The following is a 20,614-nucleotide window of genomic DNA, read 5'->3' as shown; positions in this document are numbered from 1 at the left end:
CTCAGTTTTCTTGCTGCACACCCCACAAATGATTTTGCTTTTTGAGAGCACAAGTTTTTGCCTTTTTGCATCACCTTGCTTGGTGGAAATCCACACCGCTGCTCTGCACATCATTTCGCACAAATTTGTGCTCCCCCGCCCATGTTTGTTTCTCTCAAAGAGCCGGTAGAGCGAGGGAACCTGAAGACTTTACGCGCACACTTCTGCTTGTTCGACGACTACTGGCAGTCCGTCTTTCTGCCATGCATCAATGCCGCCGATGACATCGGTTACATTCATAAAGCCGTGCTTGTTGAGCAGGCTCACAGCAGTCGCTGAGCGATAGCCCCCTGCACAATGCACAACGATTTTCTTATCCTTCGGCAACTTGTGCACTTCTTCTTCCAGATGCGTCAGCGTGATAAAGAGGGAGCCTTCAATGAACTTATTCTTGCGCTCGGCAGGCTTACGCACATCCAGCAGCACTGCACCATTCTTTACTTCCTCAAAGGCTTGTTTTGGTGTCAGGCGCTGGCGTGTGATAACAGGTCGTCCGCTTTGCTTCCATGCTTGCACTCCCCCTTTGAGATAGCCAATCACACTGTCGTAACCGATGCGTGCGCAGCGCATTGCGGCTTCCAGCTCATAGCCTTCGTCCGCAATCACCAAAATCTGTGCAGACTTTGGAATCAGCGAGCCAACCCAGTTTGCCATCTGACCATTTCGCCAGATGTTTACAGCACCTTGAATTGAGCCAGCCGAGAAATCGTCAGGTGAGCGCGAATCAAGGACAACCGCGCCATTTTTCATCGCTTGCTCAAATTCATCAGGTGACATAGGCTTTACGCCTGCCAGCACTTCCTCGAGCGTTTTTGCCCCTTCTCGGTTGATGACCGCATCTTCGCTGAAATACTTCGGCGCTTCAGGTTGGTCAACCGTCACAGCCGCAATGAACTCCTCACGCGTCATTGGCTTCATTGCATAGTTGGTGAGCTTCTCTCTGCCAATCGTTGTAAATTCCGCATTACCTAAGCTCTTTCCACAAGCAGAACCCGCGCCGTGCGCTGGATAGACTTTAGTTTCGTCCGGGAAGGTTTTAAGGTATTGCACAGTGTCGTAGAGCATACTTGCAAGCACTTCAGCAGGCATTTTTGCCCCTAAGAGGTCAGGACGGCCGACATCGCCGACAAAGAGCGTATCACCTGTAAAGAGCGACATAGGCTCATTTGGCTTGGTCAAATCACGCACGCCATAGCAGACGCTCTCAGGGGTGTGTCCAGGCGTAGAGAACACTGTGATTTCAACATTCCTGCCCAAGTAGAGCTTTTCTTCATGCTTAGCGGCAAGATGCGGACGCTTGTAGCCTGCCTTCTCGCCAAAGACCACTGTTGCGCCATACTTCTGAGCTAATTCATTGTGGCTGCTGACGAAATCTGCATGGAGGTGCGTCTCCAAGACATACTTGAGCTTCAAGCCATTTTGCTTGATGAATGCATCATACTGGTCGGTATCACGTTGCGGGTCGACCACTGCCGCTTCCTTGCTTTCTTCATCGTAGATGATGTAGGAAGCATGCGCCAAACAGTTGAGGTAAAAACGCTCGATTTTCATAGTTGGACGAAGTTTAGGTTACTAAGAACCGTTATTCAGAGTTATTCTGAATAACCATACGGTAATTTAATATAAAAAGTTCCAACTTGCAAACTAAATGCGTAGCCCCCAAAGCAACACTAAAAAGAGCGTGTGTTCAATCCGTGTCTTTTCGCCAAAGAATGCACGATTTTGATACGCAGTCAGCAGAGACAGATTCGACGCCACCTTCCACTGCAAGCCTACCTGAAAGCGATTTTCGTCAATCAGCCATGGGCTTTGCTCTTCAAAGAAGAACTCGTTATTGAGCAAGAGCTTAAGGCTCTGGGCTATTGGCACGAGCAAAATCGGCTGCAGGCGCAGGCGCCAGCTTGCTTGGGTTGTTGCAGCAGGTAAATTGTAATTCGTTTGCCAGCGATAATCCCAGCGAATGCGCAGCGCTGGTTGCACGCCTTCGCTTGCAAAAGAGTGGATTGCTTGGAGCAGTGCAATGTTTGTCGCAATGCCACGCTGCGGTGTAAATGCAATGCCGCCAACGGAGACTGATGTCTGTGGTGAGAAGTGATAGTTCAAATGCACTCGTCCTTGCAAGGTCTGGAACTCTGCCTGTTTGCCTCCTGCTCGCAGTTGCGTGTCGAGTGTGAGCGATAGCGGTAGCGAGTCGAACAGAAGCTGCACACCTGCACGCGCCCATACTGAGGCTTCGTGCTCAACCGTCGGCGCATTGCCTTCAAAAGTTTGGCTATATGCCTGCACCGAGAGTGCAACCAGCACCACACTTATCCATCTCGTTTGCTTCATAGCTTGGCAGCTTCTCTGAAAAGAATGAAGACGCCCATCACCAAAACGAACCAGCCAAAGGCCGGCTTCAGTTTTGCGCTGCTAATGAACTTACTTAGCCAACTGCCAACCAGAATGCCACTGACCGCAATGATAGAGAAGAGCCCCAGAAATACCCAGTTAAGTTTATCGTGGTAGTTTTGCACATCGCCAATAAAGCCGATTAGCGACTTGGCTGCGATGATAAGCAGCGAGGTGCCTACAGCAAGTTTCATTGGCAAGCGAGCCAGCACTACCAGTGCTGGAATGATGAGAAAGCCGCCCCCTGCGCCGACAAACCCTGTAAGTACGCCTACCACTGCGCCTTCAATCAAGATAAGCGGATAGTTGAACTCAAGCTTTCCTTCACCCTCAACGGGCAGATTTTTCTGCGGTCGTATCATTGAGACAGCCGCAGCAATCATTAGCAGCGCAAAGACGACCATCACGAGAATGTTCTTGGTGAGCGTAAAGCTGCCGACGGTGACAATTTGCTCAGGAATGAGCGGCATCAGAAATCGGCGCGTGGCATAGACGGCTAAAAATGAGGGAATTGAAAAGACTACTGCCGTCTTGAAGTCTAAGAGTTGATTGCGCCAGTAGCTTATTGCGCCGACTACTGCCGTCAGACCCACGATAAAGAGCGAGTAGGCTGTCGAGAGCGTGGCATCAATTGAGAAGAAGTAGACAAGAATTGGCACGGTCAAAATAGAACCACCGCCGCCAATCAGTCCCAGAAGAATGCCCATTGCAAGGGCGCCTAAATATCCGAGAAGTTCCATTTTTATTTCAACTAAATAACGATACAGCAATATAACTATTTCATCAAAACTTGTCAAGTTGCGCAATTAGATGCGCTTTGGTTTTAGCCACTCACATTTTCAGTTTCTACTACTTCATCAGCGCCAAAAGAAGCAAAAGAAGTTGTAGATTGCTGTCTGAAAAAATGAGCTATGCAGCTAAGTGACCAAGACTTTAAGTATCGCCCGAAGCGTGAGGCGATGGTAGAAGCGCTTCGGAAAGCTGGCATTACCAATGAGCGTGTCCTACGCGCTTTTTGCAATGTTAAGCGGCATCTCTTTGTCGATTCAGCATTCTGGGATAGTGCCTACGATGATACCCCTTTGCCAATTGGGCAAAACCAGACAATTTCGCAGCCATTCACGGTGGCTTATATGACCCAGCTTGTGGCTGACTATTATCCCGCTGGTAAAAAAGTCTTGGAAATCGGCACAGGGTCGGGCTACCAAGCCGCAATTTTCTATGACTTAGGCTACAAGGTTTATACCATTGAGCGCATTCCAGAGCTATACGAAAAGGCCAAACGTACCTTCGAGATGCTCGGGCTAAACATTATGACCCGCTTAGGCGATGGCTCGCTCGGCTGGCCCTCTATGGCACCCTTTGACGCAATTGTCGTTACAGCTGGCTCACCTGATGTGCCGAAGTCGCTCTTGCAACAGCTGGCTGAAGACGGACGCTTGATTATCCCAATTGGCAGTCCTACCAGACAAAAGATGAGCCTTTTTCATCGACAGGGCGATACCGTTTATGAAACACAGCTTCACGACTTTGCTTTTGTGCCACTGATTGGCAAAGAGGGCTGGCAAAGGTGCGGTTAAGTTACTTTCTTTTAACTAAGCTGCAGATGCAAAACTTATCCTTGTAATTAAGAGGAGTTAAAATGGGCATCATCTTCGCAGATATTGAGCTGGTCAGTGGTGATGATTTAACGCTCGCAGCACGTGGATTCCTTGAACCTGAGAAAGTTCGCAGGGTCAAAGTGCGAGCACTGGTGGACACAGGCGCATTTATGCTTGCCATCAATGAAAAAATCAGAGCTGAGTTAGACCTGCGAAAAGTTGATGAGCAGAATGTGATTTTGGGTGATGGCACGAAGCGTAGAGTTGATGTTGTTGGACCTGTTGAGCTGCGTTTTCAGAATCGGCGCTGCACGCTTGATGCGCTGGTGCTACCGAATGAAAACGATGTCTTGATGGGTGCCCTGCCATTAGAAGAATTAGACGTGCTGATTGACCCACGCAAACAGACCATCGTCATCAATCCTGAAAGCCCTGAACGGGCTAGCTCCATCTTGAAGGGCAGTCGCTTGGGAGACAGGCGGTAGTTCAAGCTATGATATGCGCTGCGTTATGCACTCTGCTATCTGTTCAGCTACCCGGCTACTCGATGCTATTACTCTGAGCAGCATGCCACCTTCCAGAAGCTATCGGTGGCCTTATGCACGCTACCGTGCTGCGAGCTACTATCAAAAAGCTGGGAAGTATCTGAAAGGCGCGTTAAATTGTGCAAAACAATGCCAACGCCTAATCAAAAGCGTATATACAGATGTTTCAAGCCAACCGAACATCTTGCGACAGTAGGATTGGCTTCACAACACCTCTCAGCGGCATTCTCCAGTGAAGCATCTACTCATTGTTGCATATTACTTTCCGCCGTCAGGCGGCCCAGGCGTGCAGCGTGTGTTGAAGTTCGTTAAATATCTACGCGAGTTTGAGGTACGCCCTGTGGTACTTACTGTTGAGAATGGTGACTTTCCAGTGCGTGATGAAAGTTTGCTTTCTGAGATTCCTCCTGATGTAAAGGTGTATCGTACTCCAATTTTCGAGCCATATCGAATCTATCGCAAGCTGACAGGGAAGCCTGCCGATGCCCCTGTGGATGTCAACAACATTCCCAAGCCCGGTGAACGCCGCACTCTGGCAGAGCATTTTGCTGAATTTGTGCGCAGTAATTTTTTCATCCCAGATGCTCGCATTGGCTGGCTTTTCTATGCTACTGCCCAAGGTCGAAAAATTATTGAGCAAGAAGCGATTGACTGCCTTTATTCATCTTCACCGCCCTACACATGCGCCCTGATTGCGCGTTCGCTCAAGCGGCAAACCGGCCTGCCGTGGATTGCAGGCTTTCGCGACCCTTGGACAGGCTTCCTCTCCACGCCAGTGCGATACGGCTTAGCCAAGAAAATAGATGAGCACTTGGAGCGCAGCGTGTATGCAGAATGCGACCGACTGGAAGTAGCTTGGGCAGGAATTGGCAAAGACTTTCAGAAAAAGTATCCCGATATTAACGCAGAGAAAATCGTGCATATTGAGAATGGTTTTGACGAAGCTGACATTCCTGACCTTCGCTTTCCAAGAAATGAAAAATTCACCGTTTGCTACACTGGCTCAATGTATGGCAAGCGCTCACCGGAGCAATTTCTTACAGCGGTGCGCTCACTGGTGCAGCAAGGTAAAGTTGATGTTGAAAAAATTGAGTTGAAGTTTATCGGACGATTTGGCGCCAATATCTTGCCTCTTTTTGAGGAGCCAACGCTGAAGCCTTCGATTGTGGTGAAGCCCTATATGCCGCACTCTGAAAGCATTCGGGAACTCCTTTCCGCCGATGTGCTTTTGCTGGTGGTTGATGAATCGACGGACAGCGCTGAAATCGTGCCTGGCAAAGTGTATGAATACTTGGGCACCAAGCGCCCAATTATTGCCTTGGCGCCCGACGGTGCAATTGCTATGCTCATTCGTGAAACTAATGCTGGCATAGTGGCACATTTTCATGACCAAAACGCTATTGAGCAAGCATTTTTGCACTACTACGAGCGTTTCTGGCAATGCCAGCCACTTTGGGAAGGCAAGCCAGACGCTATTCGTAAATACACACGGCGAGAATCAGCAAAAAAACTTGCTGCGCTGGTGTTTCAGCTCACATCATTTCAGCTTAAAAAGTAGTATGACCCAACACACTCAGAGCATCAGTTTTTCATTACCAAGAGACGTTATGAACCGACCGCTACACAAGGTCTTGATGCTTGCTTACTACTTTCCACCAATGGGGCTTTCTGGAGTGCAGCGCACAGCAAAGTTTGTCAAGTATTTGCCTGAATTTGGTTGGAAACCGATTGTGCTGACTATCTACCCGACCGCTTACTTTGCTTACGATGAAACGCTGCTTCAAGAGCTTTCTCATCCAGCTATTGACATTGTGCGCACCGGCACGCATGACATCACCCACCTTGCTGCACTGGCTGCGCCACAGAAGACCTTTACAATGCCCCCCGAAGAAACACGCTCACTACTCAGTGCCCTTAGTCAGCTGATTTTTTTCCCTGACAATAAAATTGGCTGGAAAAAACTGGCATTTGCTAAAGCCTGCGAAATTATTGAGCGTGAAAAAGATATTGCAGTGATTTACTCCACTGCGCCGCCTTTCACTTCACACCTTATCGCATTAGAACTGCGTGCCAAGTATCAATTGCCCATAGTGCTCGACTTTCGCGACCCATGGGTTGAAAACCCTGCTCACTTTTACTGGACACCTTGGCATAAGCGCAAACACGAGGCACTTGAAGAAAAAGCCTTGCTATACGCTGACAGAATCATTACAGCCAATCGTGCTTTGAAAGAACTTTTTCTCAAAAAATACTTTGGGAAACTGACGCACAAAGACATTTCTATTATCTGGCATGGCTACGACGCTGAGGATTTTCAGCGCGCACAGCCTGACAATCGCGTGCGTCGCAAATTGCGTTTTGTCTACTCAGGTCGATTTTTTCTTAGCTCCCCTAAGCCTTTCTTCAAAGGCTTGAAAGTCGCTATTGAGAAAGAGCCTGCTCTACGCGAGCACTTGGAAGTCTGTTTCGTCGGTATTTTTCCAAAAGCCTATCTGCGCCTTGCCGAAAAGTATGGGCTGAAAGACCTTGTAGAGGTGCGTGGCTATCGTCCGCATCTGGAAGCTGTGGCAGAACTACTTAAAGCCGATGTGTTATGGGCTACGCTAGACGATGTGAAGGGCGCCGAAACGATTACGCATGGAAAACTTTTTGAATATCTTGCTGCCAGAAAAACTTTATTCGGTATTGTGCCCGATGGCGCCGCTAAGCAGCTTATTTTAGATGCAAATGGTCTGGTGGCCCATCCAAAGAACATCAAAGAAATTGCAAGCAAAATCTTAGAGCTTTATGACCTTTGGAAACGCAATGCTTTGCCTACGCCTAACGAAGAATTTGTGGTGCGCTTTGATCGCCGAAACTTGACTGCACAACTTGCCAAAGAGTTTGCACAATTTGTCCGAATCGAGTAGTCTCAAAATGGAACCCTCCGCCAAAAAAATTCAACTTGTCGACCTTGTGGGGCTGCACGCTCGCTTAAAGCCAGAATTAGACGCAGAAATTCAAAAGGTAATTGAGAGTGCAGCGTTCATCAACGGGGCGGCAGTCGGCGAGTTAGAATGTGCGCTTGCAGCCTATCTGGGCGTACGCTTTGCAATCGGGTGTGGCAATGGCACTGATGCACTGCAAATTGCATTGATGGCACTTGGCATCGGGCATGGCGATGAAGTCATCACCACCCCTTTTTCCTTTGCTGCAACGGTAGAGGCAATTTTTCTCGTTGGCGCTACGCCACGCTACGTTGACATCGACCCGCAAACTTTCAACATCCATCCTGAGGCTATTCCAGCAGCCATCACCCCACGCACTAAGGCAATTTTGCCAGTTCATCTTTACGGACAGCCTGCAGCTATTGACAGCATTGTAGAAATTGCGCAGCAGCATCATCTCTTTGTGATTGAAGACAACGCACAATCCTTCGGTGCAAGCTACAAAGGGAAAAAGGCCGGCACATTTGGGCACATTAGCACGACCAGCTTTTTCCCAGCGAAGAATTTGGGAGCTTTCGGCGATGGCGGCGCAATGTTCACGAATGACGAAGCACTTTTCTGGAAACTTAAAATGATTGCCCAACATGGCGCCAAAGTGCGCTATCAGCACGAGTATCTTGGAATGAACTCGCGTTTAGACACTCTTCAGGCCGCCGTGCTAAAAGTTAAGCTCAAGTATCTTGATGATTTCAACTGCGCTCGCCGCCGCGCTGCTGACTTTTACGACCGCTACCTTGCCGAAGCACGGGTGCAGCGTCCATACCGTGACCCTAATGCCTTTCACATCTTTCACCAATACACTATTCTTTTGCCTGAAGCAGGCCTAAGAGATGAGCTACACAAATTCCTCAGTGCACACGGTGTGCCAAGCACGGTGCACTACCCGATTCCGTTACATCTGCAAAAAGCTTTCATTGATGCACGCTACCCCAAAGGCTCACTACCAATTGCTGAGTCTGTTGCCGAGCGCGTGCTCTCGCTTCCTATGCACACGGAGTTAGATGAAGAGCAGATTGCATTCATTTGCGAAAAAATTGTTGCGTTCGTTGGTAAGCGCTAAGTTTGCACCCAGTATCAAGTCAGCTATGAAACGCTCTATTCTTTTTCTCTGCACTGCAAATGCGATTCGCTCGCAGATGGCTAAAGGCTGGCTGGAGCATCTTTCGTCTGACTTTATTGCCTACAGTGCTGGCATTCTACCAAATGGTCAGGTAGATGACTTAGCCGTGGAAGTAATGCGTGATGTTGGCATTGATATTGCATCATATCGCTCACAAGAGATTGAGACCTTGCGTCACACCCCAATTGACATCTTAATTACGATGAGCAGCACAGCGTATCGTGAGTGTCCATCTTGGCTTTATTCACAGCCAAATCTTATCAGCGGGCACTGGGGCTTTGAGGACGTTTCAGGGAAGAGCAAGTCCCGCTACCGTCGACTGCGTGATGAGATTGGAGCGCACATTCGCGCTTTTCTTGCAGCGTATCATCCTGAGCAAAGTCCAAGTGAAGTTGCTGCCTTAGTGCGCAAGTTGATGCGTTGAGGGTGCAGGCGCAAGTGTGCGTAGAATTGCTTGCGCCACTTCTTCGGCTTGACGTACAGTATCAGGCACGGAAATGCCACCGCGCCAGTTGCCCGCAAAAAAGACCTCTCCGCAGCGCTGTTCATATTCAGCGACCGCCTTCAGAATCTCCGAATGGGATAAACCATACTGTGGAATCGCAGCCGGCCAACTCACCACGGCTGATGCAATCGGCGTAGCCGAGATGCCAAGAATCTCTTTTAGTTCCGTGCACGCCAGTGCAGTTAGCTCCGCTTCAGATAGCGCCACCAGCTCAGGCTGACGTGAGCCACCGATGAACACTGTAAGCGCCACATCGTTATACCGCTGCGGGAAAATTGCGTGATTAAACACTGCACCTAAAATCTTGCGTCGCTCAATGCTTGGCACAAGGAAACCAAATCCTGTTAGTGGTGGTGTGCTACCTGACTTATAGCCCAAGAAGACTTGCGCAATCGGTGAGTATGGAATTTCTGCAAGCCGCTTTGCTAAGTCTGGCGCAAGCGGCTCGAGCAACTTAGCTGTCTCAGATGCAGGCGTTGCAAAGAGCAGTCGCTTTGCCAGCAGTGTTTGGGGTTTGTCTTTTTGGATGAGTGATAGGCGAAAGCCCTCCGTGCTGCGTGTGATAGCCTGCACCTGCGCGCTCAGCCATAGTTCTGGCAATAGCTTCTCCGATAAGCGCCTAATAACCTCGTAAAACCCGCCTGCGAATGAAAACATCTTGCGTGAAAACCTTCTCGTATCCTTTTTGCCCTTACGCGCTTGCAGTGCCCCTCTGAACACGCTTCCATACTGCCGTTCCCAAGCTGCCAGCACAGGGAAGGCTGATTCCAGCGCGATATCTTCGGGGCGAGCACCAAATGTGCCTGCAAGAAATGGGTCGATGAGATACTCCAACACCTCTCTGCCAAAGCGACGCTCAAAAAACGCAGCAACTGTTTCTTGCCTCTGGCTAGGTGGTATGAAAGGTTCTTTCAGCAGTCGCCACTTTGCTGGCAGCGATAGCAGTGGGCTAAAAAGCAAGGCGGGTGAAGGCGAAAGCGCTACCAGCTTACCACGTTTCAAGATATATCGGGCTTTTGCAGCTGCGCTTGCCCAAATGATGTCATTGCGCAGCTCTAAGTCGGTCACCAAGCGTGCTATCGCCTCATTTGACTCCAGCACTGTGTTCGGTCCCACATCAAATGTGAAACCATTTAGCGACAATGATTGCACCTTGCCACCCACTTGTGAGGCTGCTTCTATCACAGCGACTGAAATCCTTCTTTGCTTCAAGCGATAGGCTGCTGACAGACCAGCAAGTCCTGCACCAATTACGGCTACTTCAATGTTCATAGCACTGCTGTGGGTTGCCTCCGTTCATCTTTGCAGCTTACTACAACTGTGCGAGCAATTCTTTGGACTCGCGCTTATTTTGCTTATCGCCCGCAACCATCATCGGGAGTGCCAGTGCCGCCTTTAGCTGCTTGCGAGCCTCTTCATCTCGCCCGAGTTTAATTAAGGCTTTAGCGTAGGCATTGCGGTAGTAAATCACTGAAGGCTGGAGTGAAACTGCTTTGGCAAGATATTTCTCAGCATACTCGAAACTGCCTTCGGGCACACCGCCAAAAAACAGTCTAACCAGCATCCGAGAGAAAAAGTCTAAGTTTGCCAGCTCGTAATGCCAGATACCTAAAATCGCATTTGCCATCGCATTATTCGGATTCAGTGCGAGCGATTTATCGGCATATCGTTTGATTTCCAAGCCCAGTTTAATCTTTTCCTCCCCTCCACGAAAAAGCGCAATCTGACCTGTTACTTGACCCAGCCTTGCGTAGATGGCCGAGCCAATATCCGCGCTGGTGGAATCCATCTTTAAGGCTTCCAGTAGCACGGCACGTGCTTTAAGATACATTCTCTCTTGCTCTGCTTTCGGCTTCTGGTAACCTCCAAAAAAATACGCATCAGAGATTTTCATCAGCACTTCTGGGCTGCCAGAGAGTTGGCGTGCCTCTTCGTAATACTTAATCGCAAGATCGTAGTCAAACGCTCGATACGCCGAATCCCCTAACTGCAAAAGTTTTTGCAAGTCTGGCTCCATTTTCTTCAAGGCATCCTCGTTGTCTAAATATGCTGCAGCAGACTTAAATCCAACCGTAAATGCAATTAGCGAAAGTGCGTAAATTAGCATATAGTTATTCACTTGCTCAAAAATTGTAATTTTTCATTGCTTGGAAAAAGGTGCTCAGGGAAAGAATGCAAATTTGCAAGAAAATCGTTTCCAGCACAAGTCAAGAGAATACAGTTTTGCTCTTGTGTGTCAGGTCCAGTTTTTCTCGCCCTTGCACTTTCCTTTTCGCTCTTGTATATGCCCAGCAAGGGTTGCAATATCATTGTGCAATGACGCACAGCACAATGAATCGAGAGCTGCTATGCCAAAGATGATTTCAGAGCCTAAGCTTGAACCAAATCAGCAAAAAGGTGTCTTTAGCACAGAGCTGCTGGCAGAACTTCGCTTCGAAGATGGGCTACTGTATCGTGATGGCAAGCGGTTACCTACTCTTGCAGAAATGCAAGTGGAACGAATTGCGGCACAACAGCAGCTTGCAGCTAAACGCTTGGAGAAAGAAGCACTGCAAGGCTGGACCGGAGCGACTTATGAAAAGAGTTAGGAGCTTATCGTTCTGATGCTTGCTGCGAGTAACACCTATTGCGCATTGTAGCGCTTGGTATTACCCGCAGCGTATTCCGCAACATAAAATGTAGGGGGTTGGACACATATAGCACTTTTAGGTCAGAATCCAACCGTCAAACCTACACTAATGATTGCCACTCCATAGCCGATGCGACCATGCAGACCAAAGCTATTACTGAATAATTTGCACCTGCGTGGGCGCTCCATCCGAGACCACTGTAACTAAAATTGAATCTTCCAACAGTGTAGGAGTATGTGTAAAATCCAAGCATCAAACCGACGTAGGGGTCGAACCTTGCCTTCGGCACAAAGTGGTAATTACCTTGAGCACCGATAACAAATGCTGTGACACTTGAGCCTTCTACCGAGTAAAGCCCTAATGCACCTACTCCGCCCAGCCCTACCGAGCCAGACTTTTCACCAAAAGCCTCATCAGCGAGGATATACTCGAAGTTGACCTGAGGCACCAGCGGGAAACTTGCACCGACGGCGATGAACGCCCCACCGCCATACCCGATGTTACCTTGTAAAAACATCTTGCCTGTCTTAATGTAACGCACTTCTTCTTGTGCCACACAAGTCTGTGCTATCATTAACGCCACTATCAGCGCTGCGGGGAAAAATACTTTCGTCTTCATTGTGGTTGTAGTTTGGGTTACTCTACTATGACAACATGCGTAGCAAAGGTATAGGGAGGCAGGTCGTGTACTGCCACGGATTTTCTACTGAGAAGCATTCTAACTACCAACTCTACGGAAACTTAGGCGCTCTGATGTGTCTTGTCGGCTTGTAGGACCTGCATACGCGTGCCGCAGTGGCGAATTCGAACTTACTGCTCTTCTTTCCGATTCAGTGCGCTCCTTGGGAACATTTCCTTCACACGAGAGATTCAGTGTTGGCGCAAATTTTTACATCCACGCTGGAATTGAAGCACATCGCAATGGCATTTAGAGAAGCAGCTCGGTTTAGAGTTTCCAAGCCTTTACGAGCAAGCCTGTTCCGCTTCGATGTGTGATGTTCATATCCAAGTAGTTTAGCACCAGTGCAATCGGATACACAAAGAGGTAGTAGACTGGTAGGAGAACGAAGAAAATTTGCGAGATGCCCAAAAGTTGAATTGGGTATTTTATAGACAGTCGCCACGCTATGCTTCCCGGCTTGCCATAGGTGTAGTGGGCTTCAATGCGCTGGAAGCCTGCTGTAGCTAATTTTTGCTGAATATCCTCAATGCTGTAGCCGTCGCGCACATGTTCGTCAATGAAACCGTGTGCTTCATTATGAGGCTCCTCGTGGCTATGCTGTGCATCAGAGCCACCTTTGTCGGACGGTGTGGAGATAATTAGGAGACCGCCTTTCTTCATTGAGTTAAAGAGGTTTTTAAACACCCTTATATCATCTTCAATGTGTTCCATCACATCAATCGTGAGCACAAGGTCGAATGCATCAGGTTGGCAGAATGCGGTCAGGTCAGCGGTTTTAAATGTCACATTCTGCTTGCCGATTGCTTGGAAAAATCGATTGCAATCCTCTACCTGCTCAGCCTTCACATCGACGGCAAGGATTTGCCACGCTGGATTGAGGCGTGACAGGAAATAGACATACTGCCCAAAGCCTGCGCCTGCGTCTAAAATGCATGCACCGTTTTGCTGCGCCTTTGCCCACGCTTTCAGCTCGCGATGCACATACCATGTGCGCAAAAAAAGCCAATCCAGCAAGCGGTAAAAGACTTTGCGCAGAAAGGGTGTTTTGCCGAAGACCTTGCCCAAGCTACGCTTAATTGGGTCGTATTGCATGCGTTATGAGCGAAAGATGAAATAGACCGCTGCAAAAATACAGAGTGCTGCCCACAGATAGTCCAGCTTCACAGGCTGTTTCATATAAAGCACTGCAAACGGCACAAACACGGTCAGTGAAATTGCCTCTTGCAGAATTTTAAGCTGCGCCACACTATACTCCGTAAAACCAATACGATTAGCCGGCACTTGAATGAGATACTCAAAGAGTGCAATACACCAACTGACCAGTGCAGCCACATACCACGCTTTATCGCCCAGATTCTTCAGATGCCCATACCACGCATACAGCATAAAAAGGTTCGAAATCGCAAGGAGCACGCTTGTCTGAACGATGACTGGGATTTTCATTTGCTGATAGGTTTAGGGTTAATAACTGTGTTTGCGATTCAGACTTTGATGTCCCACATTGCCTTCAGGCGCTCGATTTCATCACGCAGGTAGGCGGCTTTCTCGTATTCGGTTTTCTCTGCTGCGTCCTGCATTTCAGCATACATCTGTGCCAGCATCTCAAGTTTTTCCTCTTGCGTCATCTGACGCATCACTTGTGCTAGCACATTTTCAGGATTGAAGCTCTGAATGCGCAATCGCTCTTTTTGCAGTTTTCGGTTGGCATCGGCAACACTTGTGCTGGTCATCACTTGCTCAAGTGATTTCTTAATCGTCTGTGGCACGATGCCATTTGCTTCGTTGTAGGCTTGCTGGAGCTGACGGCGGCGATGGGTTTCGTCAATCACATATCGCATAGACGCGGTGATGGTATCAGCATACAGAATTACTTTCCCCTTGGCATTTCGCGCCGCTCGTCCTGCAATCTGCAAGAGCGATTTTCTATCACGCAAAAAGCCTTCCTTATCGGCATCCAGAATGGCAACCAGTGAGACTTCAGGCAAGTCCAACCCTTCACGGAGCAGATTGACGCCAATTAGCACATCAAACTCATTGGTGCGTAGATCGCGCAAAATCTGCACTCGGTCCAGCGCCTTTACCTCTGAGTGCAAGTATTGGCAGCGCACGCCAATCTTTTCTAAATAGTCTTGCAAATCTTCTGACATTCGTTTGGTCAGCGTGAGCACCAAGACCTTGTCCCCTTCTGCAGCTCGCTGACGAATTTCCTCCAACAGGTCGTCAATTTGATTTTTCACTGGACGCACTTCAATTTCTGGGTCTAACAAGCCTGTTGGACGGATAATTTGCTCTACGACCACTCCGCCACATTTGCGCAGTTCATACTCGCCGGGTGTAGCACTGACATAAATCGTTTGCGGACAAAGCTCCTCAAATTCCTCGAACTTCAGCGGTCGGTTATCCAAAGCCGATGGCAAGCGAAAACCGTGTTCTACCAATGTCATTTTGCGCTGGCGGTCGCCTGAATACATTGCACGAATCTGCGGAATCGTCACATGAGATTCATCAATCACCACCAAAAAATCTTTCGGGAAGTAGTCAAACAAGCAATATGGGCGCTCGCCTTCTTTGCGCCCTGATAGATGCCGTGAGTAATTTTCAATGCCTGAGCAATAGCCAAGCTCACGCATCATTTCAAGGTCGTATTTGGTGCGCTCTTCCAAGCGCTGCGCTTCCACGAATTTACCTTCTTCACGCAATACGCTGAGTCGCCACGCCAATTCTTTCTGAATGTCACGCATGGCTCGATGCAAGTTTTCTTCCATTGTCACAAATTGCTTTGCCGGGTAGATGGTAATGCTTTGAATTGGCTCAATGACATTGCCTGTTTTGGGGTCAAGCGTGTAGAGGCGGTCAATTTCATCACCAAAAAATTCAATGCGCACGCCAAAATCTTCGTAGGCCGGGAAGACATCTATGCTATCGCCGCGCACGCGAAACTTGCCGCGCCCAAGCTCCGTGTCGTTACGCGTGTAGTGAATAGCGACCAGTTCCTGCAAAAGACTCTTACGCGTGCGCTTCATTCCTTGCTCGAGAAAGATAATCTGCGCTGTCCACTCATCTGGCGACCCTAAACCATAAATGCAGCTAACTGAACTGACCACAATCACATCACGCCGACCCGATAGCAGCGCACTGGTTGCTCGCAATCTCAAGCGGTCGATTTCATCATTGATGCGAAAATCTTTGGCAATGTATTTATCGGTGGCAGGAATGTAGGCCTCAGGCTGATAGAAGTCGTAGTAGCTAATGAAATACTCTACAGCGTTGTTTGGGAAGAACTGCTTGAATTCACCATAGAGCTGGGCCGCCAGCGTCTTATTGTGCGAAATCACCAGCGTTGGCTTATTGACATTTGCAATGACATTGGAAATCGTAAAGGTCTTGCCTGAACCTGTTACTCCCAACAGCGTTTGATATTTCTCACCTCTTAGAATGCCTTCGGTCAGTTCCCGAATTGCCTTAGGCTGGTCGCCTCTGGGTTCATAGTCACTGACCAATTCAAACTTGCGGTTGGCAGAGAGAATACTCATAGCTACCGAGTGATTTTGGATGCTCTTCGTGCCATCTTTCGTTGCAATTTGCGTCTCACCTGCACTGCACGCGAATTCCCTAAAAGGGGCAATAATACGCAAGAAGCAAGAATTGAGCAGCAAGATCGAAGTTAGCAAAGTGCTCTTAGCTTATGCTAACAAGGTCATAGAACTTAAACAACAGTTGAATTGCCCCGCATTCCACTTACAAAAGCAGTTGAAAAGGGTTAGGGCTTTCGGCAAGCTGCTCTTAGATGCGTAGCGAACCATTTCTTCTTTCTCTTGCAGGATGCGGACGCAACGCAGCATAGTGAAGCATCACTGCAGCAGGGAGACAAATGCGCGCCATTTAGCCTGATGCATCGCACCATAACTTAGTAGCTTAAACCGTCCCCTGCTTTGAAAAGAGGTTCCCCCTTGCTTTCACCCACATTGAAGGGCACTTGCTGCAACGTTCTTGGGAAGCTGTGTGAGAGTTTGCCTGTGGGTCTCGCATCTCCGAAGATTATGTCAATCAGTCCTTGTGCTTCAGTGCCGGGCAGCCATGCGACCAAAAACGCTTTGGATTGCGCCAGTGCTTCACCCAGCAAAAGCGGTCTGCCTGTTACTAGCACGGCAATAATTGGCACGCCTGATGCGGCTACATTGCGCAGTACAATCAAGTCTTCTTCTGGCAGTGTTGGGTTTGGTGTATCGCCATCCACTTCGGTGTAAGGTGTCTCGCCGATGAAGACAATCGCAACGGTTGAACCCGTTGCCCCTGTGCCATCGGGCGAGTAGCTTATGGTTGTGTTTGCACTCACTGTTCTCCTTAGGGCTTGGTAGAAAGTGTTGCCGAAGGCAATGCTATCGGGCACTTTGGTGAAATCGCTAAAGTCCACTGTCCAGCCCCCGCATTGATTGGCTAAGCTGTTTGCGCTCTTTCCAGCGACGTGAATGCGTGGAATGTCTTTGCGCAGCGGCAGCAACTTGTCCTCGTTTTTGAGTAGAACTGTGGAGGCTTGCACCGCACGGCGCGCCAATGCTCGGTGTTCCTCGCTACCGACTTTTTCCAGCCACTCTCGTTTTGCAAACGGCTGTTCGAATAGACCCAAAGAGAGTTTGACGCGAAGAACGCGCCGCACGGCATCATCAATGCGCTTCGGAGAAATCCTCTGCTGGCGCACCAATGTGCGTAGAATGGTGATAAACTCTTTGTAATTAGCTGGCAGCATCACCACGTCAATTCCAGCTGAAATTGCCCTTTCAATGCAGTCAACCGTATCGCTGGCTATCTCGTAGATTCCTCCCCAATCGGAGACGACAATGCCTTGAAAATTCAGTTCCTCTTTCAAGACCGATTGAATCAAGTATTTCTGCCCATGAATTTTCTCGCCATTGAAGCGGCTGTAAGAGAGCATAATAGAGCCTACGCCTGCTTGAATGGCTGCTTGGTAGGGTGGGAAATGGATAGCACGTAGCGCCTTGCCATCAATTTCAATATCTCCTTCATTGATGCCTTCGCGTGTCGCCCCATCGCCTACAAAGTGTTTTGCGCATGCGACCACACCGCTTTCGCCCAGCATTTTGCCTTGATAGCCCCTTACTGCTGCCGCCACGCATTGAGCTGTTTGTTCTGGCAGTTCCGAGTAAGACTCAACGGTTCGTCCCCATCGTTCATCGCGGGCGACCGCTGCACAGGGAGCAAGATTCCAAGTAAACCCTGCTGCCCGCATCTCTTTTGCAGTGGCTTCTGCTACTTGCTCAATGAGGCGCACATCTGCTACCGCCCCCATTCCGATATTATGCGGAAAGACGGTTGCGCCATAGACCAACGCATTACCATGCACCGCATCAATCGCTGAAAGCAGCGGAATTTTGAGCCTTGTCCGAAGTGCGTAGCTCTGCAGCGTGTCATTTAGATCTGCCCAGTCTTTTGCTGTGTTTGAATTTGGCTTAGGGTAATACGCTGCACTGGCTACTACGCTACCCAGAAAATACTTCTCCACATCTGTTGGGCTTTCCAAGTATTGGATGCCTACCATCACCATCTGCCCGATTTTTTCATCGAGCGTCATCTTTGACATAATCTCTGTAATGCGTTCTTCCACGGTCGGCGCACTTACTTGGCAGGAAAAGCAAACGGCGAACAGCAAGGCAAGGTAGGCCAGATGCTGGTAGCGGCGTTGCATAGCAGTATCGTCTCGCAAACTGGTTTTTGAGCCTTTGCTTGGCTTGCAAGTTGTTCTTTTCTCTGCGAAAATAGCAAAGATTTTTTACGTTGGAGAAAAACGCCTGATATGCGACTTGGCATTGATATTATTGAAATCGCCCGTATCCAAGCCAGCATTGAGCGATACGGCGAGCGCTTTGTGCGGCGCATTCTTACGCCCAGCGAAATCGCTTACTGCTACGCCAAAGCTAATCCCTACGAGAGCATTGCCGCACGTTTCGCTTGCAAAGAAGCTCTGGCTAAAGCACTAGGCACGGGTATTTCCAAAACGTTTCACTGGCATTCGGTTGAAATCCTTCGTGGCAAACATGGCGAGCCTAAGCTTAGGTTTCTCAAAAAAATCAGGGGACTTTCAGCTAAACGCGTGGCGATTTCTATTTCGCATACGCATCAGTATGCCGTTGCCGTCGCGATTATCTCTTCGTAGCCGAGCTGGCAGCTATGCCTTTGCACAAACAGGAAAACATCGTAAATTGTGTCTGTGGTCTTTTGCAGTCAGTCGCCAGACTGACTTTTGTTTTTCAGCGGCCCGCTCCGAATAGAGATCGGGCAATTTTTTTCGCAACGATAAACTGAACTGACTATGGCAGAAGCGATCTATCTCACAATGGAAGGCTACAAGCGGCTCAAGGAAGAACTTGACAAGCTGAAAAATGAAGAGCGTCACCGCATACTGGAAAAAGTTGCTGAAGCGCGCTCTCATGGTGACCTTAGCGAAAATGCAGAATACGATGCTGCCAAAGAAGAGCAAAATCAGCTTGAGCTTCGAATCAGTATGCTGGAGCGCAAGCTCGCCACTGCCACTATTCTGGATGAAAAAAACATCAAAACCGATAAGGTTTACATTCTTACCACCGCTGTTCTGAAAAACTTAGACACCAACCAGATGATTGAATACACACTGGTTTCTGAAGAAGAAGCGGACATTGAACTTGGCAAAATTTCAGTCAAATCCCCTGTTGGTCGGGCACTTTTAGGTAAGAAGGTTGGCGAGAAAGTTGATGTGAGAACGCCGGGTGGCTTAAAACGGTTTGAAGTGCTGGAAATTAAAGTCAAATCCTAACTTCAACATCGATGGGCAAACGACAAATTATCCTAAGACCACAAGACCTGAAGCCTGAACACGTGGGTGAAGAAGTCAATGTTGAAATGAATGATGCGCGGGTTTGGCATGGTTACATCACTGCTATTACGCCCGATGAAGTTGTGTTGCGAGACCTTCGCCGAAAAGATCATTCGCTAAAGCGCGCTGACATCAAGCGCGTCTTTGCCGAGCGCGTTACAGAATACTGATTGATAGCTCCATTCATAGCCCTGACAACAGAGCCGCTTATCTCTTTCGTAACCTGTGTTCAGGCCTTCTCGGGAAATTTTATTGTAATTGCCACGCTGAGATATCTTTTAGCATTCTTTTATGCTACCTGATGTGAGTTCTTTTTCGCCATTTTGGGCAGGTGCACTGCCTGCCCATAGCTTAAAATCCCTTGCTCTCACGCTAATTTTTCAGTTCCCCCAAAAAGGTTTAGCATTGCAAAAACTGACAACTGACACACTATCTTTACCTCTATGCGAAAAAAGTTTGTAGCCGGTAACTGGAAGATGAACAAAACCGTTGCTGGCTCAATTGCGCTTGCATCGGAAGTGGCGAGGTTGCTTGGTTCAAACTTGCCGTGTGAGGTTGCCTTAGCTCCCACTTTCGTTGCCCTTGAATCGGTGCATCAAGTCTTGAAACACACCCCTATCAAATTGGCAGCACAAAATTGCCACTACGAAAGCGACGGCGCTTACACGGGCGAAATTTCTGCTGAAATGCTTAGGAGTGTCGGCTGCGAGTATGTCATCTTAGGACATTCGGAACGGCGGCAATACTTCGGCGAAACAGACGAGATTATCAATCGCAAAGTGAAAAAGGCCTTGTCTGAATCGTTAAAAGTCATTCTTTGCATTGGCGAGACGCTGGCTGAGCGTGAAGCAAATCAGACTGAAGCCGTGCTCGAGGCACAACTTAGCGGCACCCTGAAAGGCATTTCGGCTGATGAGATGGCTGGTATTACGATTGCATATGAGCCAGTTTGGGCTATTGGCACAGGCAAAACCGCTACGCCTGAGCAAGCAGAGCAAGCCCATCAATTCATACGTGCATTCATTGGTGCCCGCTACTCCACCGAACTGGCTGAGCGGCTTACGATTCAATACGGCGGAAGCGTCAAAAGCTCAAATGCCAGAGAACTTTTCTCCATGCCAAATATTGATGGTGGCTTAATCGGCGGCGCTAGCCTCAAAGCTGAAGAATTTGTGCAAATTGTGCGCAGCATTGCGCCATAACCCTTTCTTTGCAACTTAGCCCAATCACTCTAAATTCGCCCAAA

At 48.7% G+C, this 20,614-nt stretch carries 21 protein-coding genes; 11 read left to right on the top strand and 10 right to left on the bottom strand.

Going from position 1 to position 20,614, the window contains the following annotated elements; genetic code table 11:
• Positions 1-189 precede the first annotated feature (189 nt).
• The 3 genes from NZM05_08450 to NZM05_08440 all read right to left on the bottom strand — a co-directional run bounded on the left by NZM05_08450 (position 190) and on the right by NZM05_08440 (position 3,170).
• A complete protein-coding gene (locus NZM05_08450; protein ID MCS7013641.1) occupies positions 190-1,590 on the bottom strand; it encodes a rhodanese-like domain-containing protein in 1,401 nt (466 codons plus the stop codon).
• A 93-nt stretch (positions 1,591-1,683) separates the two neighbouring features.
• Positions 1,684-2,370, bottom strand: a complete 687-nt coding sequence (locus NZM05_08445; GenBank protein MCS7013640.1) for a DUF2490 domain-containing protein — start codon at positions 2,368-2,370, stop codon at positions 1,684-1,686.
• The gene (locus NZM05_08440; GenBank protein ID MCS7013639.1) at positions 2,367-3,170 is read right to left on the bottom strand and encodes a sulfite exporter TauE/SafE family protein; all 804 of its coding nucleotides are present in this window, start codon (positions 3,168-3,170) and stop codon (positions 2,367-2,369) included. The genes NZM05_08445 and NZM05_08440 overlap by 4 nt, the downstream gene beginning before the upstream one ends.
• Positions 3,171-3,341: 171 nt before the next feature.
• Here NZM05_08440 and NZM05_08435 point away from each other — a divergent pair, with 171 nt between their 5' ends.
• The 6 genes from NZM05_08435 to NZM05_08410 all read left to right on the top strand — a co-directional run bounded on the left by NZM05_08435 (position 3,342) and on the right by NZM05_08410 (position 9,107).
• Complete coding sequence (locus NZM05_08435) at positions 3,342-4,010, top strand: protein-L-isoaspartate(D-aspartate) O-methyltransferase (protein ID MCS7013638.1); 669 nt, start codon at positions 3,342-3,344, stop codon at positions 4,008-4,010.
• 62 nt (positions 4,011-4,072) lie between these two features.
• A complete protein-coding gene (locus tag NZM05_08430) occupies positions 4,073-4,516 on the top strand; it encodes a clan AA aspartic protease (protein ID MCS7013637.1) in 444 nt (147 codons plus the stop codon).
• Between the two features lie 292 nt (positions 4,517-4,808).
• The gene (locus NZM05_08425) at positions 4,809-6,134 is read left to right on the top strand and encodes a glycosyltransferase (GenBank protein ID MCS7013636.1); all 1,326 of its coding nucleotides are present in this window, start codon (positions 4,809-4,811) and stop codon (positions 6,132-6,134) included.
• Positions 6,135-6,183: 49 nt separating this feature from the next.
• On the top strand, positions 6,184-7,485 hold the full coding sequence (locus tag NZM05_08420; GenBank protein MCS7013635.1) for a glycosyltransferase: 1,302 nt from the start codon (positions 6,184-6,186) through the stop codon (positions 7,483-7,485).
• A 7-nt stretch (positions 7,486-7,492) separates the two neighbouring features.
• Positions 7,493-8,623: a DegT/DnrJ/EryC1/StrS family aminotransferase gene (locus tag NZM05_08415; GenBank protein MCS7013634.1), complete on the top strand. Its 1,131-nt coding sequence runs from the start codon at positions 7,493-7,495 to the stop codon at positions 8,621-8,623.
• Positions 8,624-8,648: 25 nt separating this feature from the next.
• Positions 8,649-9,107 (top strand): arsenate reductase ArsC, encoded by a 459-nt coding sequence (locus NZM05_08410; protein ID MCS7013633.1) that lies wholly within the window; start codon positions 8,649-8,651, stop codon positions 9,105-9,107.
• Here NZM05_08410 and hemG read toward each other — a convergent pair.
• The gene (hemG, locus tag NZM05_08405; GenBank protein MCS7013632.1) at positions 9,084-10,460 is read right to left on the bottom strand and encodes a protoporphyrinogen oxidase; all 1,377 of its coding nucleotides are present in this window, start codon (positions 10,458-10,460) and stop codon (positions 9,084-9,086) included. The two genes, NZM05_08410 and hemG, sit on opposite strands and share 24 nt — an antisense overlap.
• A gap of 40 nt (positions 10,461-10,500) precedes the next feature.
• On the bottom strand, positions 10,501-11,295 hold the full coding sequence (locus NZM05_08400; protein ID MCS7013631.1) for a hypothetical protein: 795 nt from the start codon (positions 11,293-11,295) through the stop codon (positions 10,501-10,503).
• Positions 11,296-11,536: 241 nt separating this feature from the next.
• Between NZM05_08400 and NZM05_08395 the strand changes: the two genes are divergently transcribed.
• Positions 11,537-11,776, top strand: coding sequence for a hypothetical protein (locus NZM05_08395; GenBank protein ID MCS7013630.1), 240 nt, complete (start codon positions 11,537-11,539; stop codon positions 11,774-11,776).
• Between the two features lie 142 nt (positions 11,777-11,918).
• Here NZM05_08395 and NZM05_08390 read toward each other — a convergent pair whose 3' ends face one another.
• From NZM05_08390 to NZM05_08370, 5 genes are all read right to left on the bottom strand, one after another.
• Entirely contained in the window at positions 11,919-12,437 is a 519-nt protein-coding gene (locus NZM05_08390) for a hypothetical protein (protein MCS7013629.1), read from the bottom strand.
• 327 nt (positions 12,438-12,764) lie between these two features.
• Positions 12,765-13,592 carry a methyltransferase domain-containing protein gene (locus NZM05_08385; GenBank protein ID MCS7013628.1) on the bottom strand — a complete coding sequence of 276 codons (828 nt, stop codon included), beginning with the start codon at positions 13,590-13,592 and terminating at the stop codon, positions 12,765-12,767.
• 3 nt (positions 13,593-13,595) lie between these two features.
• A complete protein-coding gene (locus NZM05_08380) occupies positions 13,596-13,943 on the bottom strand; it encodes a DMT family protein (protein ID MCS7013627.1) in 348 nt (115 codons plus the stop codon).
• A 38-nt stretch (positions 13,944-13,981) separates the two neighbouring features.
• Entirely contained in the window at positions 13,982-16,033 is a 2,052-nt protein-coding gene (gene uvrB / locus NZM05_08375) for an excinuclease ABC subunit UvrB (GenBank protein MCS7013626.1), read from the bottom strand.
• A 374-nt stretch (positions 16,034-16,407) separates the two neighbouring features.
• Positions 16,408-18,204, bottom strand: coding sequence for a glycoside hydrolase family 3 protein (locus NZM05_08370; protein ID MCS7013625.1), 1,797 nt, complete (start codon positions 18,202-18,204; stop codon positions 16,408-16,410).
• A gap of 108 nt (positions 18,205-18,312) precedes the next feature.
• Here NZM05_08370 and acpS point away from each other — a divergent pair, with 108 nt between their 5' ends.
• From acpS to tpiA, 4 genes are all read left to right on the top strand, one after another.
• Positions 18,313-18,672 carry a holo-ACP synthase gene (gene acpS / locus NZM05_08365; protein ID MCS7013624.1) on the top strand — a complete coding sequence of 120 codons (360 nt, stop codon included), beginning with the start codon at positions 18,313-18,315 and terminating at the stop codon, positions 18,670-18,672.
• A gap of 156 nt (positions 18,673-18,828) precedes the next feature.
• Positions 18,829-19,308: a transcription elongation factor GreA gene (gene greA / locus NZM05_08360; protein MCS7013623.1), complete on the top strand. Its 480-nt coding sequence runs from the start codon at positions 18,829-18,831 to the stop codon at positions 19,306-19,308.
• Between the two features lie 11 nt (positions 19,309-19,319).
• Positions 19,320-19,538, top strand: coding sequence for a hypothetical protein (locus tag NZM05_08355; protein MCS7013622.1), 219 nt, complete (start codon positions 19,320-19,322; stop codon positions 19,536-19,538).
• A 273-nt stretch (positions 19,539-19,811) separates the two neighbouring features.
• Positions 19,812-20,570: a triose-phosphate isomerase gene (tpiA, locus tag NZM05_08350; protein ID MCS7013621.1), complete on the top strand. Its 759-nt coding sequence runs from the start codon at positions 19,812-19,814 to the stop codon at positions 20,568-20,570.
• Positions 20,571-20,614 lie beyond the last annotated feature (44 nt).

The sequence above is a fragment of the Chloroherpetonaceae bacterium genome (assembly GCA_025056565.1).
GTDB lineage: Bacteria > Bacteroidota > Chlorobiia > Chlorobiales > Thermochlorobacteraceae > Thermochlorobacter.
Note: the sequence above shows the minus strand (reverse complement) of the source record. Positions and strands in the feature narration are given on the sequence as shown.